11 protein-coding genes are annotated in these 15243 nt (G+C 37.2%); 1 reads left to right on the forward strand and 10 read right to left on the reverse strand.

All coding sequences use genetic code 11. From position 1 onward, the window contains the following. Nucleotides 1–6: 6 nt before the first annotated feature. From EMTOL_RS15005 to EMTOL_RS15050, 10 genes are all read right to left on the reverse strand, one after another. Nucleotides 7–873 carry a transglutaminase family protein gene (locus EMTOL_RS15005; protein WP_015030159.1) on the reverse strand — a complete coding sequence of 289 codons (867 nt, stop codon included), beginning with the start codon at nucleotides 871–873 and terminating at the stop codon, nucleotides 7–9. Beyond that, nucleotides 863–3424 carry a circularly permuted type 2 ATP-grasp protein gene (locus EMTOL_RS15010; RefSeq protein WP_041693600.1) on the reverse strand — a complete coding sequence of 854 codons (2562 nt, stop codon included), beginning with the start codon at nucleotides 3422–3424 and terminating at the stop codon, nucleotides 863–865. Before EMTOL_RS15010 ends, EMTOL_RS15005 begins: the two co-directional genes overlap by 11 nt. 132 nt (nucleotides 3425–3556) lie before the next feature. Next, the gene (locus EMTOL_RS15015; protein ID WP_015030161.1) at nucleotides 3557–6988 is read right to left on the reverse strand and encodes a transglutaminase family protein; all 3432 of its coding nucleotides are present in this window, start codon (nucleotides 6986–6988) and stop codon (nucleotides 3557–3559) included. Nucleotides 6989–7197: 209 nt separating this feature from the next. Continuing rightward, nucleotides 7198–8145 (reverse strand): sugar phosphate isomerase/epimerase family protein, encoded by a 948-nt coding sequence (locus EMTOL_RS15020; RefSeq protein WP_015030162.1) that lies wholly within the window; start codon nucleotides 8143–8145, stop codon nucleotides 7198–7200. Between the two features lie 89 nt (nucleotides 8146–8234). Next, on the reverse strand, nucleotides 8235–9131 hold the full coding sequence (locus tag EMTOL_RS15025) for an SMP-30/gluconolactonase/LRE family protein (RefSeq protein ID WP_041693601.1): 897 nt from the start codon (nucleotides 9129–9131) through the stop codon (nucleotides 8235–8237). A gap of 145 nt (nucleotides 9132–9276) precedes the next feature. After that, nucleotides 9277–11445, reverse strand: a complete 2169-nt coding sequence (locus EMTOL_RS15030; protein WP_015030164.1) for a xanthine dehydrogenase family protein molybdopterin-binding subunit — start codon at nucleotides 11443–11445, stop codon at nucleotides 9277–9279. A gap of 5 nt (nucleotides 11446–11450) precedes the next feature. Then, the gene (locus EMTOL_RS15035) at nucleotides 11451–11921 is read right to left on the reverse strand and encodes a (2Fe-2S)-binding protein (RefSeq protein WP_015030165.1); all 471 of its coding nucleotides are present in this window, start codon (nucleotides 11919–11921) and stop codon (nucleotides 11451–11453) included. 73 nt (nucleotides 11922–11994) lie between these two features. Beyond that, nucleotides 11995–12654 carry an NAD-dependent epimerase/dehydratase family protein gene (locus tag EMTOL_RS15040; protein WP_015030166.1) on the reverse strand — a complete coding sequence of 220 codons (660 nt, stop codon included), beginning with the start codon at nucleotides 12652–12654 and terminating at the stop codon, nucleotides 11995–11997. A gap of 49 nt (nucleotides 12655–12703) precedes the next feature. Beyond that, on the reverse strand, nucleotides 12704–13261 hold the full coding sequence (locus EMTOL_RS15045) for a TetR/AcrR family transcriptional regulator (RefSeq protein WP_015030167.1): 558 nt from the start codon (nucleotides 13259–13261) through the stop codon (nucleotides 12704–12706). A gap of 240 nt (nucleotides 13262–13501) precedes the next feature. After that, complete coding sequence (locus EMTOL_RS15050; protein ID WP_015030168.1) at nucleotides 13502–14044, reverse strand: pyridoxamine 5'-phosphate oxidase family protein; 543 nt, start codon at nucleotides 14042–14044, stop codon at nucleotides 13502–13504. A gap of 112 nt (nucleotides 14045–14156) precedes the next feature. On the opposite strand from EMTOL_RS15050, the gene EMTOL_RS15055 reads away from it, so the two are divergent. Then, complete coding sequence (locus EMTOL_RS15055; protein WP_015030169.1) at nucleotides 14157–15236, forward strand: GNAT family N-acetyltransferase; 1080 nt, start codon at nucleotides 14157–14159, stop codon at nucleotides 15234–15236. Nucleotides 15237–15243 lie beyond the last annotated feature (7 nt).

A 15243-nucleotide genomic window follows, 5' to 3' on the forward strand; every position in this document is an offset into this window, starting at 1 on the left:
TTAATCTTATACCCGAATTACATCAACTTCTACACTAACGCGGTGCTCACCTGAACTAAAAATGATACCTTTTAAGGGAGCAACATCTGAATAGTCACGGCCGTATGCCGTAATAATATGTTTATCTTTGGGAATTAAATTATTCGTTGGATCAAACTCACACCAACCCATATCAGGGATATATACCGAAATCCAAGCGTGGGAAGCATCTGAACCTTGTAGTTTAGGTTTGCCGGGAGGGGGCAAAGTTTCGATGTATCCACTTACATATCGAGCTGCCAGACCCACACTACGTAGGCAAGCAATGGCCAAATGTGAAAAATCTTGACAAACCCCTTTGCGTTCTTTTAAAACAGTTTTTAAAGGTGTATTTACGCTTGTAAAACCTGATTTAAACTGAAATTCATGAAAAATTTTGGCAGAAAGTTTACTGACAGCTTCGAAAAGAGGCGTTTTTGCTTGTAAACAGGTTTCGGCAAAAGCCCTTACTTCTTCATCCCATTTTATAAATGGACTTGGAAGCTGATATTGTAAAACCAAGGTTTTAAGATGATTTTCTTTCTTAAATCTTTCAATAGCCTCTTCGCAAGTTATTAAACTAATGCGTGGTGTATTTTTTGGTAAAATCTCAATATCACTGCTTGCAATGACTTGTAATAATTGATGAGATTCATGCAAAGAAAAATAATGTTGTGTGTTGCCGAAATAATCGGTTCTTGCGTGTATTTTAGTTGGGTGAGGGTCAATTGCTAATTCAAAGTTCTGACAGCTTTGAATCGGCAAATTCAAGGGTTCTAAGCAAAGCACACTTTGATAGTTATCAACAGGATTTACATAAGTATAGACGGTTTTATGTCTTAGCTTATATTTCATCAGAATCTCGTTTTTCTATGGTTTCTAATAGTGAATGTTGTATCACCGAATGGTTGAAGTAAAGGCTCGTTAGATTTCCTGTTACTTTTGAAATTAGGTCATAAACTTGTTCTAAAGTTTTGTCTAATTCTGGTCGATATTGGGTGTCTTTATCCACGTTGAGCATACTTTCTGCATCAAATAGTTTTACTAATGTGCTGGCTTCTAGTACATTACGTTGGGCGATGTTCAGACGATTAGGTTCAATACCTTTAGGCAATTTTTCTAAATAACTTGATAACGAATCAAGTAAGTAAGAAAGTGTAAAAGGTAAATTAGTTTCCAATAAAACCATATTAAGCACTGCAACTAAACTCCAATGCGACTTATAAATATGTCGATATTGTGCCAATAAATGATGATTTTCGAGTACAGCCTCCATGATGACAGTTTCTACCTCATCATTATTTTTAAAACTAAATGCTGAGCGAAGTACCGAAATAAGTGAAAGTATTCTTTCGATTGTTTTACCTGCTTCAAGTAAATAAAAACCATTATCTCGTGGTAAGGTCTCGAAAATATTGCCATGAAAAGCAAATAATCGTGTATAAAGACGGTCGAGACCATGGCTTAATTGTATAATACTGTGAGAATCTCGGAATGATTGTAGATTATCTTCAATTAAATTTAAAATTCGACGAGTATCGGCATTCCATTTTTCACTTACTTGATTGGCCGTACGTAAAAGAGAAACTATATTGTAAGCAACTGAACCCGCTTTTCGGGTATCGGCAATAAGGCTAAACAATTCTGGCTCAGGGTTTTCTAAAAGAGAATCATCTTCTTCATTGGCAAAGCCTGGGTAAGTAATAGTTAGGTGAGTAAGCGATTTCAGTAAAACTACTAAGTATTCTTGACGCTTCTGACCTTTATCATTTACGTTTTCGTTGAGGCGGTCGAGTACGATTTTTAAGAAACTTGTCAATGACATGGTTCGCTCAAACATTCTCCCAACCCAAAATAAATTTTCGGCATTTCTGCTCGTAAGTGATTGATTATGAAGGTTTGTAGTGTTTTTTCGCACAACCACTCTTTCATAATATTCACTCGGAGCATCTGTAACTATCCAAGTATCTTTTGATAACCCACCTAATTGATTAGAAATGACAAATTTATCTTTTATTGGAGAGCTACGAGTAAGCCCGCCTTGCATGACTTTATAGTCAGTTCCATCCGAAACCAAAAATGCTCTGATAGCTGCAAAACGGGGCACAATTTTTCCATCAATAAATGAAGGAGTTGTTGAAAGGCTTACTTCTTCTTGAGCCACAAAATCCTTAGGATTTTGTAGAATCATTAAGCGTAGTTCTTCAAGTTCTGATTTACTAAGTAAACGGCCATAACGCGATTTAAACCCTTGTTTTCTATTGGCTTTTTTAATGATGAGTCTATGGAGGTTGTTAAGGACAAATTCAAGTTCTTTGGCTTGTCCACACCACCACGTTGCCACGGAGTTCATGATTAGTGGTTCATCGAGCAAAAACTTACAAATGTTCTGCATGAAGGCCATTAAACCATAGTTTTCTACGACACTCGCCCCCGGTGGATTAACCACTGAAACATTCCCTAAACGCATCACGTGTAATAAGCCTGGAATTCCCAAAAGAGAATCTTGTTTGAGCTCAAGGGGGTCGCACCATTCATCATCTACACGACGAATAATTACATCGACTCTCTCTAAACCATCAATAGATTTTAGCCAAACAAAGCCATCTCGTACTAATAAATCACTGCCTTGTACAAGTGTGTAACCTAAATAAGATGATAGATAAACATGTTCGAAATAAGTTTCATTACCTGGGCCCGGGGTTAAAAAGACCACATTAGGGTTTTCGTTGGAAAGGTTTCCTAAGGTAGAAACGGTTTGTTGTAGATGATTAAAATAGGGAGAAAGCCGATTTCGATAGATATTTTTATTAAGTTCTGGAAAGACCTTTGCCATGACCGTACGGTTTTCAAGGGCATACCCCGAACCCGAAGGTGATTGCGTTCGATTATCCAATAACCACATCTTACCATCTGGCCCACGTGCCATATCACAGGCATAGATGAGTAGTTGATTGGGTAGTTTTTGCTTAATATCGAAACATGGCAGGAGGAAACCAGAATTATCAAAGACAAGTTCTGGAGGAATGATAGACTCTTTTATGAGTCTTTGAGGCCCATAAATATCTTTCAATATCAAATCAAGTAGCTGAGCTCTTTGTTTGATTCCTTTTTCAATTTGCTGCCATTCTTTCTCATGAATTAAGAACGGAATAGGGTCGAGTTTCCATGCACGTGTGCTTCCGTTATCAGCATTATACACATTGTAGGTCACACCGTTTTCTTTGAGCTTGCTTATGATTTCTTCATTACGCTGCTCTAACCCTTCAATACCTATCGACTCAAGTGTATCGAAAAGGGTTTTCCAATGGGGTTTTACTTGACCGTTATGGTCAATAACCTCATCGTAAGAGTTTAGCGAACTTTTATATGTATTGAGCAGGCTCAAAGATAAATTTTCTGTCATTGATGAATTTTTGTTCAAACACAAAATTAGTGCTTTTTGAGCAGAAAAAACCAATGTCTGGTTTATTTGTGGTTCATGAAGCCATAGAAAAAATTAAGTATTATTACTTATGATTCCTATGGCTTCCGAAAGCTACTTTCTCGACTTCCAAAAATGTCTTAAATCTAAAGTATTTGGATACTCTGGGTTGATTAGCTCAATCGGAGTATCGGCCTTTAAGTTAGTTTTTGTTTGTGCGACAAATCTTGAAACCGTAGGTGTATTTATCACTGGAGCGGTTTGTTCAATGGTGCTCGATGGTGTATGTCCAAAATCCCAGAATCTACTTATTCTGCGAGACTCTGCCTCGTAGCTGTTAATTGGATATGTATCAAAACTTCTTCCACCAGGGTGCGAAACAAAGTAAGTACAACCTCCAATAATACGATTATTCCAAGTATCAACAATATCAAATACGAGAGGAGCATCTACTCCAACATTTGGATGAAGTGCTGAAGGAGGATTCCAAGCCTTAAACCTAATTCCTGCTACGTATTCGCCTTTGGTTCCTGTGGCTCTGAGTGGTACTCGACAACCTTTACACAACAGAATATGTCGTTCAGGAATAATACCTGTTAGTTTTACTTGTAATCTTTCAACCGAAGAATCTACAAAGCGTGCAGTTCCTGCATTAGTTAGTTCTTCGCCAAGAACGTGCCAAGGTTCAATGGCTAAGCGTAAGTCGAGATTAATATTATCAACTGTAATGCCTCCGTGATGTGGGAAACGGAACTCGAAAAATGGGTCAAACCAAGAAATATCAAAATTGTAGCCAGCATCTTTGAGGTCATTTACTACATCAACCATATCTAAATAAGCAAAATGAGGTAATAAAAAGCGGTCGTGTAGTTCGGTTCCCCATCTGATTAGTTTTTTCTTATAAGGTTGTTTCCAAAACTTAGCTACTAAAGCACGCACTAATAAAACCTGAACAAGGTTCATGTGTTTGTGCGGTGGCATATCGAAAGCACGAAGTTCAAGAATACCCAGTCGCCCAGTAGATGAATCAGGCGAGTAAAGTTTATCAATACAAAACTCAGTACGATGCGTATTACCAGTGATATCAGTCAATAAATTTCTAAAAATTCGGTCAACCATCCAAAAAGGTACTTCTTTATCATCTGGAATTTGTTCAAAAGCAATTTCGAGTTCATAAAGTCGTTCATCACGTCCTTCATCAACTCTTGGAGCCTGACTCGTTGGGCCAATAAAAGGCCCTGCAAAAAGGTAGCTAAGAGCAGGGTGATGCTGCCAATAAGTAATTAAACTTCTCAGTAAATCGGGTCGGCGTAGGAGTGGACTATCTTCTGGTTTAGATGCCCCCAGTGTTACGTGATTGCCTCCACCTGTACCTGTATGGCGGCCATCAACCATAAATTTCTCTGTACCTAAACGTGCATAAAATGCTTCTTCATAAAGTGCAGTTGTATTATCTACAATTTCTTGCCATGATTTTGCGGGTTGAACATTTACTTCAATTACGCCGGGGTCTGGAGTAACCAGTATTTTTTCAATCCGATAGTCAGATTTTGGCGTATATCCTTCAATTCTAACAGGCATTTGTAATTTTTCAGCCGTTGCTTCCACCGATGCCACGAGGTCTAGATAATGCTCTAGATAATCGGTAGGAGGGAAGAAAACATAAATGATTCCATCTCGCTCTTCTACACACAAGGCTGTTGAAAAGGTATCAACTTCAAAAAGTAGATTCTCTTTTTCTGGCTTTTCAACTTTTGTTTTTTCGTTTTCCTCAGTTACTTCTTTTATGATTTTATTTTCAGTAGCTTTATAAGGAGATGCGATTGTGCCATATCGCTTTTCTAGTGATTGATGGAAATCTTTTAATACTGGTAAATCTTCAAATAAACTTCTTTCAACTGGAAATTCTCGTTTATTTTTTGAAGTTTTGGGTAAAGAATCTAAAGGTAATCTTAGCCCGATTGGCGAATTGCCAGGAACTAAATAACAATGCTTTCGTCTAAACTCCCAAGCACAGCTTACCCATTTATCAGTATCATGGAGCCATTTAATTGGCAAGACAAAGCCAGATGGGTTATTAAGTCCTCTTTCCAATAATTTAGCCAAAGTTTGGCGTTGGATTGAGTCTTTAAGATTAACCGAAAGTGGGTCGATATTTACAGGTAATTTGCCTTCTTCCAATGCCCAATAAATTGGGTCTTCATAAGTAGGCAGGATATTTTTTGTATCTATTCCTAAGTATTTGCTTAATTCAATGGCAAATTTTTCGGCGTCATGAAATGTAAATTTCGTTTCTCCTTCTTTCGCAATTAAATCATCATTTTTCCAAATTGGTAAGCCATCTTTTCGCCAATAGAGGCCATATTGCCAACGAGGGAATAACTCACCCGGATACCATTTTCCTTGCCCAAAGTGGAGTAATCCACCGTGAGCAAAACGTTTTTTTAGTCGAAGTGATAAATCGTAGGCTAATTTACGTTTGAGAGGCCCATCCGCCGTAGAATTCCATTCGGCTGATTCAAAATCATCAATTGAAACAAAAGTTGGTTCGCCCCCCATTGTCAACCTGACATCGCCGTCAATGAGGTCTTTTTCAACGATATTCCCAACATCCATTATTTGTTCCCATTGGGTTTCACTGTATGGTTTTGTTACTCTTGGATTTTCATGTAATCTAAATACTTGATTATCAAACTCAAAGCTTACTTCGCATACGTCGGTGGCTCCGCTTACAGGAGCCGCACTCGCATAGTCAGGTGTACAACTAAGAGGTATGTGTCCCTCACTGGCAAAAAGCCCAGAGGTAGGGTCAAGACCAATCCAACCAGCACCGGGAATATATGTTTCAACCCAAGCGTGTAAGTCGGTGAAATCGTTTTCTGGCCCTGATGGACCATCTAATGATTTTATATCAGGTGTAAGTTGAACCAAATATCCAGAAACAAAGCGAGCGGCTAAACCAAAACTACGAAGAATTTGTACAAGCAACCATGCAAAATCTCGACATGAACCACTTCCAATGGTTAGGGTTTCTTCACAATTTTGCACACCCGCTTCCATACGGATATTATAATTGAGAGCATTATAGACCTGTTGATTGAGATAAACCAAGAAATCAACGATGCTGATGTCTGCTTTTACTTGCATTTGCTCGATAAAAGCTTTGGTTTTTACGCCAATATCTTTAATTTCTAAATAGGGAGTTAACTCTTTCTTGAGAAGTTCGTCGTAATTAAATGGAAATTTCTCTGCATAAGTTTCTACAAAAAAATCAAAAGGATTGATTACTTGCAGACGAGCAATTACCTCTACTTCAATCTTCAGTTCGGTTGTTTTTTCAGGGAAAACTACTCGTGCTTGATAATTACCAAATGGGTCTTGCTGCCAGTTGATAAAATAATTTTCTGGATAAAGCTTAAACGAGTATCCCTCAATAGCCGTCCGAGAGTGTGGAGCGGGCCTTAGTCGAAAAATATGAGGTGATAAGCTTACACTCCTATCAAATTTGTAGGAGGTTTTGTGAGAAATGGCTACTTTAATCGACATAGTAAATTTAAGGCTTTGAATCAACTTATGTCAATATAGAATAAAAAAAACAGATATTTTAATTGCTTTAGCAGAAAACGATAAAAACCCTTGAATAATAATATTTTTGGGTAGATTAGTGCAAAGAAATACGCTTTAAAAATGAAAATTGGTCGAGACTTTTAATCCCGACCAAATGATTAAGAATTTAGGAATCAGTATTTCAAGTATTATGCTCCAACAGCTTTTTCAACTGAAGCTTTCATTTTCTCAAAACCCATTTTTGCAGCATCAAGGGCTGGCATTTTCCAATAATCTTCATTAAATACTTCTAAAGAAAGTACAATTGGTACATTTTTCTCATTCAGCATCTTGAAAATTGGTGTCAGTGGAGCCACACCATCACCCGGGAAAACTCGGTAACTATCGTTTATTTTTTCTCTTGAAACATTAGCAGGATAATCGTTTACGTGAAACATCTGCATACATTGGCCATTGAGCATTTTTAATGCATTTATTTCTGAACCACCTTTGTAAAGATGATAAACATCGGAAAGGATAACTGCTTTTGGATGTCCACTTTCAGCAGCTACAAAGAGGGCTTCGCCAAAAAGGTGTAAATTGGCCGAAAAACCCCACATTTCAAGTTGAGGTAGAACGCCCATTTCATCGCCTAAATCAAGCATTTGTTTGTAGCGGGCGGCTGCATTTTGTAGATTAATTCCCGCTTTGTTGGTAGCTCCAAATGGCGGAGCTGCAATTCGTTTACAACCGATTTCAGCCAACATCCCCATTTCTCGTTTGGTTTGGTCGAGTGCTTTCGCACGTTGATTTGGGTCATCAACAATCCAACTGGCAAAGCCTATGGCGTCTTCAATGGTTATTCCTAAATCTTTTGCCTTTTGACGAACATCTTTTAAATTTCCTCCTCCCGCTACAAATGCCTCAAGGGTTCTTATCCAAATTTCTATACCTGAATAGCCAGCTTTTGCCGCCACATCGAGTTCAGCCATCAAACCGATATTTTGCTTCATGATTGTACTGGTATTCAAGCAAAAACTAAAATTATGTTTAGCTATTTTTGGAGACTTAGCCGAGGCATTTTCTAGGCCTAAAGCTAATCCTGCCCCTGTTGCTAAGGTTGATTTAATGAGATTTCTACGTGATATATTTTCCATGAATTAATGATTTATTAGTGGTTGATTGTTGGGATGTTACTGATTCGTTAGTTTAAAAATTAGTTTTGAGAATAACCAACTATCTAAAATCAAGCTCCTTTAACCTTCATTTTAAGTGTATAAACTGATTTTGAGGCTGTGATAAAAAGCGTTTTACGGTCTTTACCTCCAAAAGTTACATTGGCTGTCCAAGGTTCTTTTACATCAATATGCTCGATTTTAGTACCATTTTTATCAAAAACTGTTACACCCTTTCCAGTCACATAAACATTGCCTTTTTTATCTAATGTCATTCCATCAGAACCCATCGCTGCAAAAAGCTTGCGTTCGCCTAAAGTACCATCAGAATTAATTGGGAATGTGTAGGTTTTCTGACCACTTATATCTGCAACATACAGGGTTTTTCCATCGGGTGTGCCAATGATTCCGTTGGGTGCAACAAATTCACGAGCAGCAATTGTCACAGTCCTTTTATCAGGCGAAAGATAATAAACTCGTTTTTCGGGCAATTCCATTTCAGTATGCTTCCAGTAAGGGCGTTTGTAGAAAGGGTCAGTGAAGTAAATACCACCATTAGGAGCCACCCAAAGGTCGTTTGGACCATTGAATTTTTTACCTTCAAAATCATTGACTAAAACGGTTATTTTTTGATTTTTATCAATACTTATGAGTTGATTCTCTAAATCTGCACAAGAAAGAAGATTGCCTTGATGGTCGAAATAAAGTCCGTTAGAGCGACTAGTTTTATCCATGAAAACCGAGATAGTATTATCTTCTGCTGACCACTTATAGATTTTATCGTTGGGTTGGTCGGTAAAAAATACATTACCTTTGGCATCAGCAGCAGGACCTTCCGTAAAGGCAAATTCACCCGAAAGCTTGGTAAGCGTTGCTCCCTTAGCAATAATCTTGCTTTGGGCTTCTTGAGCAAAACCTTGAACTGCAAAAAATAGGAGCATAAAAATGCTTATTGTAGTTTTTTTCATTGAGGTAGAATAGGGTTTCAAAAAGCAAAAAGGTTATTTCGCATGGCAAAATAACCTTTTTCTCGACAAGTCCCAAATAAGACTTCATGGTCTTAATATTAAGCAGAATAAACTATCGACAATCATCTGTTGTTAATCGACTAACTCAGCTAAGTTTTATTGGTAGTGAACGAACCGCCTTACCTGTTAAGTCAAGAATAGCACCTGCTATTGCTGGGGCGATAGGGGCAAGAGGGGGTTCTCCAACACCATACGGAATCTCGTCTCCTTCGAGTATATGGCACTGAATTTCAGGGACATCTGCCAAAGTTACCATTGGATATTGACTAAAATAAGCTTGTTCAATTTGACCATCTTTTACTGTAACTTCCTCATACAGAGCGGCCCCGATACCCATCATGGTAGCACCTTCGATTTGTTGTTTAATACCTTCAGGATTGACACTTACGCCAACATCTAAAACCTGAGTAACTTTTTTAACCACGATTTTGCCATCTACAATGGCCAATTCGATGGCGGCTGCTGCGATAGTTTTGCGGTCATTTCCAATTGCAATACCTCGCCCGGTGCCATCAGCTTTTGGATTTTTCCACCCACTTTTTTCAATGAGTGTTTCTAAAACTTTCTTGCTTCTAACACTAATTTTATCATCATTTTGTAATAAACTCATTCTAAAAGCAATTGGGTCTTTTTTAGTTTGATGAGCCAATTCATTCATGAAGCTTTCAACCGCAAATGTATTTGGGAACATCCCCACTCCACGCCAAATTCCAATTGGAATTGGAACATCAGTATTCCAAACTGAAACAGATTTATTCTTGAAATTATACATGAAACTTGCACCGTGACCCGCTGAGATGAAATCTGCCCCTAAAATTTTCACTGGAAGGTCAGTTCCCATTAAATTTTTGAGCATATCAGGTGTGGCTTGGTCATGGGTGATGGCTTCAATTTCACCATTTTGGGCAATTTTTGCTTGTAAAACGTGGTGAGTATTTGGGCGATATAAGCTATTTTGAAATTCTTGCTGGCGGGAATTATATAGCTTTACTGGTTTTCCAACTGCCTTCGAAATCAATGCAGCTTCTACATAAAGTCCTTTTACTGCTTTTCTACCAAAGCCACCACCAACTAAAGGGGTATGTGCCTCAACTTTATCTTTACTTAAGCCCAATGCTTTAGAAACGGTATCAATGACAATTTTTGGGCCTTGGGTTCCAGCAATAATTGTAGCTTTATCTGCTTCAACTTGTGCAATGGCCGCATTTACCTCCATCTGTGCGTGAGCAGCCATAGGAGTGCGATATTCTTGACGGAAAACGGTTGTTTTATTATCTTCAATAATACTTTTAGCATTGCCTTCTTTTTGAATATTTACTTCTTTTCCATTACCAACCGTTACGAGTTTAATCAAATCATCTTGTTGAATTTTATTCGGAATATTCCATTCAACATTAATTTTCTTGAAGGCAGTATCGGCAGCATAGTAGTTTTTAGCAACAACGGCCACAAGTTCACCCTCTCTCACAACTTTTACCACACCCTGCGATTTTTCTGCTTCTTTCGTATCAAGTGTTTTGATAGTTCCTTCTAAATAAGGCGATTGTAATAATATCGCATAAAGCATCTCTGGTAGTTCACTATCAAGCGTATATTTGGCAGTACCCATTACTTTAGCTTTTAAATCAGTTCTTTTAACCGATTTACCCACTACCTTGAATGCTGATTTAGGTCTTAATTCAGGTGTTTTTGGAATATCCCAATCTTTATTTTCTTTGGCTATTTCTGCATAAGTAATTTTATTCTTGCCCGAAATTAATGTGCCATTTTCAGTTTTAATTTCACTAGCTTTTATTCCCCATTTTTTTGCGGCCGCTTCTTTGAGCATCTCTCTCATGGTAGCAGCTACCTCTCTAATTGGTTCATATAAGCTTGCTGTTGAACTACTTCCTCCTGTGTTCATTTCGTCGTATAGACCACTCGTTGTAATAGTGTGCTCAACCTTTATTTGTTCGTATGGAACATCTAATTCTTCAGCGGCAAGCATGGCAAGGCCAGTAAAAACACCTTGTCCGATTTCAATTTTTGGAGATTTGAGTGAAATGGTATTATCAGGAAGAACTTCAAACCAAAAATCGGGTTGTAATGAACTAATCATTGCTGGGAAGTCCATACTCTCAACTTTTTGAGCGGTAAAACGTCGCATTGGTGAACAGCCCAAATAACTCGCAACTACTGAGCCACCAAGTACAATTGCTCCTCTTTGTAAGAATTTTCTACGAGAAAAACCTTTTTTTGTATTATTTGTTGACATAGTTATTAGCTTTTTTGGTTAGAAATTTCAGCAGCTCTTTTAATAGCTTTTATAATTCGTGGTTGAGTGCCACAACGGCAAATGTTTGTGATGCTATTAGCAATATCAGCTTCACTCGGATTTGGATTTTCTTTTAATAACTTTGCCGCAGCCATCATAAATCCAGATTGACAATAGCCACATTGTGGTACTTGTTCTTCTATCCATGCTTGTTGGATTGGGTGCAGTTTTTCGGGACTTTCTGAAAGACCTTCTAAAGTTGTAATATTTTTACCAGCAATACTTTCAACAGGAACAGAGCATGAACGAGTTGCCTCTCCATCAATATGCAAAGTGCAAGCACCGCACATGGCCATTCCGCAACCAAATTTGGTGGCCGTTAGTTTGAGTTCATCTCTGACAACCCAAAGTAAAGGCGTGGCTGGGTCAACATCTACACTTGTTGGCTTGCCATTGATTGTGAAGTCGATTTTCATTAGTTTATTTGATTGGTTGATTTTATAGTTTAATGATTTTAAAATGCAAAATTTATTTATAAGCAATTGGTGCTCATTTACTTAATATTAAAATATCTTCAATTTCTATAATTTTTTTGGAATATCCTCTAATTGAGGCATTTATCATTGCAGATGCCAATTCTTGTAGAGTTGTAACGTATTTAGGAAATACTTTTCGCATGAATGGATAAAGCCAACCAATGTATTTGTAAAACGAAAGTGTATTTTTCAAGCCTTCGGTTGGATGCATATAACCGGGGCGGAAATTGTAAACAGCTTTAAAAGGTAATTTTATTAAATCGTTTTCTGTTTTACCTTTAACTCTCGCCCACATAGTTTTTCCTTTTTCAGTGCTATCTGTTCCACTTCCCGAAATATAGCAGAAAGCCATATTAGGATTCACGCTACTAAGTTTTTGAGCGAAATTGAGTGTTAGCGTATAAGTTAATCTATAAAATTCATCTTCTTTCATGCCTACAGAAGAAACTCCTGAACAAAAATAGCAAGCATCAAAACCCGTTAATTCATTGAGAATTGGCGAAATATCATTGAAATCAGCGTGTATGATTTCTTTGAGTTTAGGGTGACTAACGCCACAAGTTTTACGACCTATAACTACTACTGAACTTATGTCAGTGCGGTTGAGAGCTTCATGTAGAACGCCTTCGCCTACCATGCCTGTTGCTCCTGTAATGATTGCTTTTATTGCCATTTATTTAAGTATTTTCTATTATTATTGTATTGATTATTAATGTTTTGTGTCAAATGCTAATCAAGGTCCAAACCAATTCAAACCCTTGGTCTATTATTTCATGCTGTTGCCCTTTGGGTTTTGTGAGTAGGTATTGAAAAATACCCATCATTTGGCTATGAACCAAAGTGAAAATCAAATCGGTTGGCATAGGTTTCAATAAACCTTGAGATTTAGCTGATTCAATAAGCTGAGTGTATAATTTCGTTTGTTCTTGAACAACCTCTTCTGGAATTTTTGCTACGTGTGGCGAGAAATGTACTTGTTGGGTGAAATGAAATTTTTCGGGATTCTCTAAAGACCAAAGAATTGCATAAATAAATGCTTTTTTGGTAGTAGCCTTTATATCATCATTTGGGTCAATGACCGACAATAAGTATTGGTTTAATTCATTTTTTACATGAATATATAATTCTTGGATAAGAGTTTCTTTAGTAGCGAAATAATGAAAGAGCGTGCCATTGGCTACGCCTGCTTCTTTGGCAATTTTACTTGTGGGAGTTCCTTGAAAACCATCTTCTACAAATAGTTTCAGAGCGGTATCAAGTATTTTTTGTTCTTTACTCATGAATTATAGATTGACTAATCAGTCGGTTTTTAAAGTTAATAACATTTCTTTGTTAAAAAAGTTTCAAAATTTTATCGATTAATAGAAAAAGGGATATTTTGTTTGATAAAAACTGAATAAATTTAGCCTTAGAAAATGTAAATGATACAATTAAGACCAGAATAACTCAATCGCAGACTGAATTCATTTAGTTTAAATCAATATAAAAAGCCCATTGATTGACATAGAATTCATTCAATGCTACTCGAAAATTCTGGTAGGATGCCCATCAAAGCTAATGGTGTTTTTCTTTTCCCAATAGTCATGAATACCATCTTCGCCTTGTTTTTCTGCCCAGTTGCTAAGTTCTTCACGTTCGTGTCTATAGTCCATAAACGGTACAGCCATTCCACAAGAAGTTTGAACAACTTCAACATTTACATCAAAAATTTGACGTGCTCCAGCCATTTTGGGAAATAAATCAATGTATTCCGTCCATTCAGAATCTCGTGGGTGGTAAGCTTTGGCAGTTCCGTAGAGTCTTAAAATAAGTGGTTTTCCTTCGAATGCACAGAACATAATGGTCATTCTATTGTTTTCTAAAATATGTGTAGCAGTTTCATTACCGCTTCCCGTGACATTTAACCACATAACACGGTTAGGACCAAGTACACGGAATGAATCCATGCCTTTAGGCGAGACATTCACAATACCCATGCTCATGGCAGTTCCTACAAAGAAAATTTTTTGTTTTTCGATAAAATGCTGAATTTCAGGTTGAATTTGCTTAATTTTCTTGCCCATAATTTTGTGTTTGATTTATTGAGAAAATAAATTTACAACTAAAAAAGTTCGTCACTTGGTTTTGCTCCTTCTTTTTAACAATTTGCAATAATTTTCACTAAGTAAATTATTAATGTTTGTAGAATTACATTATCCTGAGTCGTTATCGCCACAAGAGTTAGATGCATATCTCGCCAATGGATGGTTTCGTATGGGGCAGTCTATTTTTACGACTAATTTTCTTCGCTTTAAAGATACAATTTATAGTTCCATTTGGCTGAGAGTTGATTTATTTTCTTTCCAAAAGAGTAGAACACTGCAAAAGCTAGAAAAACTCAATAGCAAATTTAAAATTGAAATAAAACATGCCCATCCAAGCGATGAACATGAGCAATTATTTGCCAAGTATCGTGAAAGTACGGCGTTTGAGCCAGCTCCTTCGGTTTTTCATTTACTTTCTGGTCATAGTCCTGACCGAACCAATTTGCGTATTTTTGATACTTTCGAGATTAATGTTTATGATGTGGATAAACTCATCGCAACAGGCTATTTTGATTTAGGAGAAACGAGTGCAGAAGGGATTTCGTGTTTTTATGACCCGGCCTATAAAAAGCATAGTTTAGGAAAGTACCTGATGTATTTGAAGATGAACTTTTGCAAGGAAAATGGATTTAGGTACTTCTACCCAGGATATTTTGCACCGGGATACAAGGCTTTCGATTATAAACTTGATTTGGCACGCCCATCGCTCGAATATCTTGATTTTGTGAGCGACGAATGGAAGCATATTTCGGCCTTTGAAGTAGAAAATGCTCCAATTCATCAGATGAGGCGGAAGATGAAGTATTTAGCTCAATTATTAATGGAAAAAGGTATTAAAAATGAGCTATTTTACTATGATTTTTATGATGCTGATATGATTCAGAATCTGAATGGTTTAGGATTGTTCGATTTTCCGATGTTTATGTTTTGCTTTGAATTTGATGAAGAGCAAAATCCACTTCCAATAGTCGTTTATGATGTCAGAGAGGATTTATATCACCTAATTCTTTGTCAGAAAGTTTATAAATCAATTTTTGATGAAGCGGCAGAAGGGCATTACAATGCCTATTTATTGCAAATTTCGAGGATTTTATACACTGGTGAAGTTGCAGAAGAAATGGCAGAAGTGCTCGAAATTTATGAAAGAGAATTGATGAAAATAGATGGGTAAAAGTCGA

Origin of the sequence: Emticicia oligotrophica DSM 17448 (assembly GCF_000263195.1) — a bacterium.
In the GTDB taxonomy this organism is placed as follows: Bacteria; Bacteroidota; Bacteroidia; order Cytophagales; family Spirosomataceae; genus Emticicia; species Emticicia oligotrophica.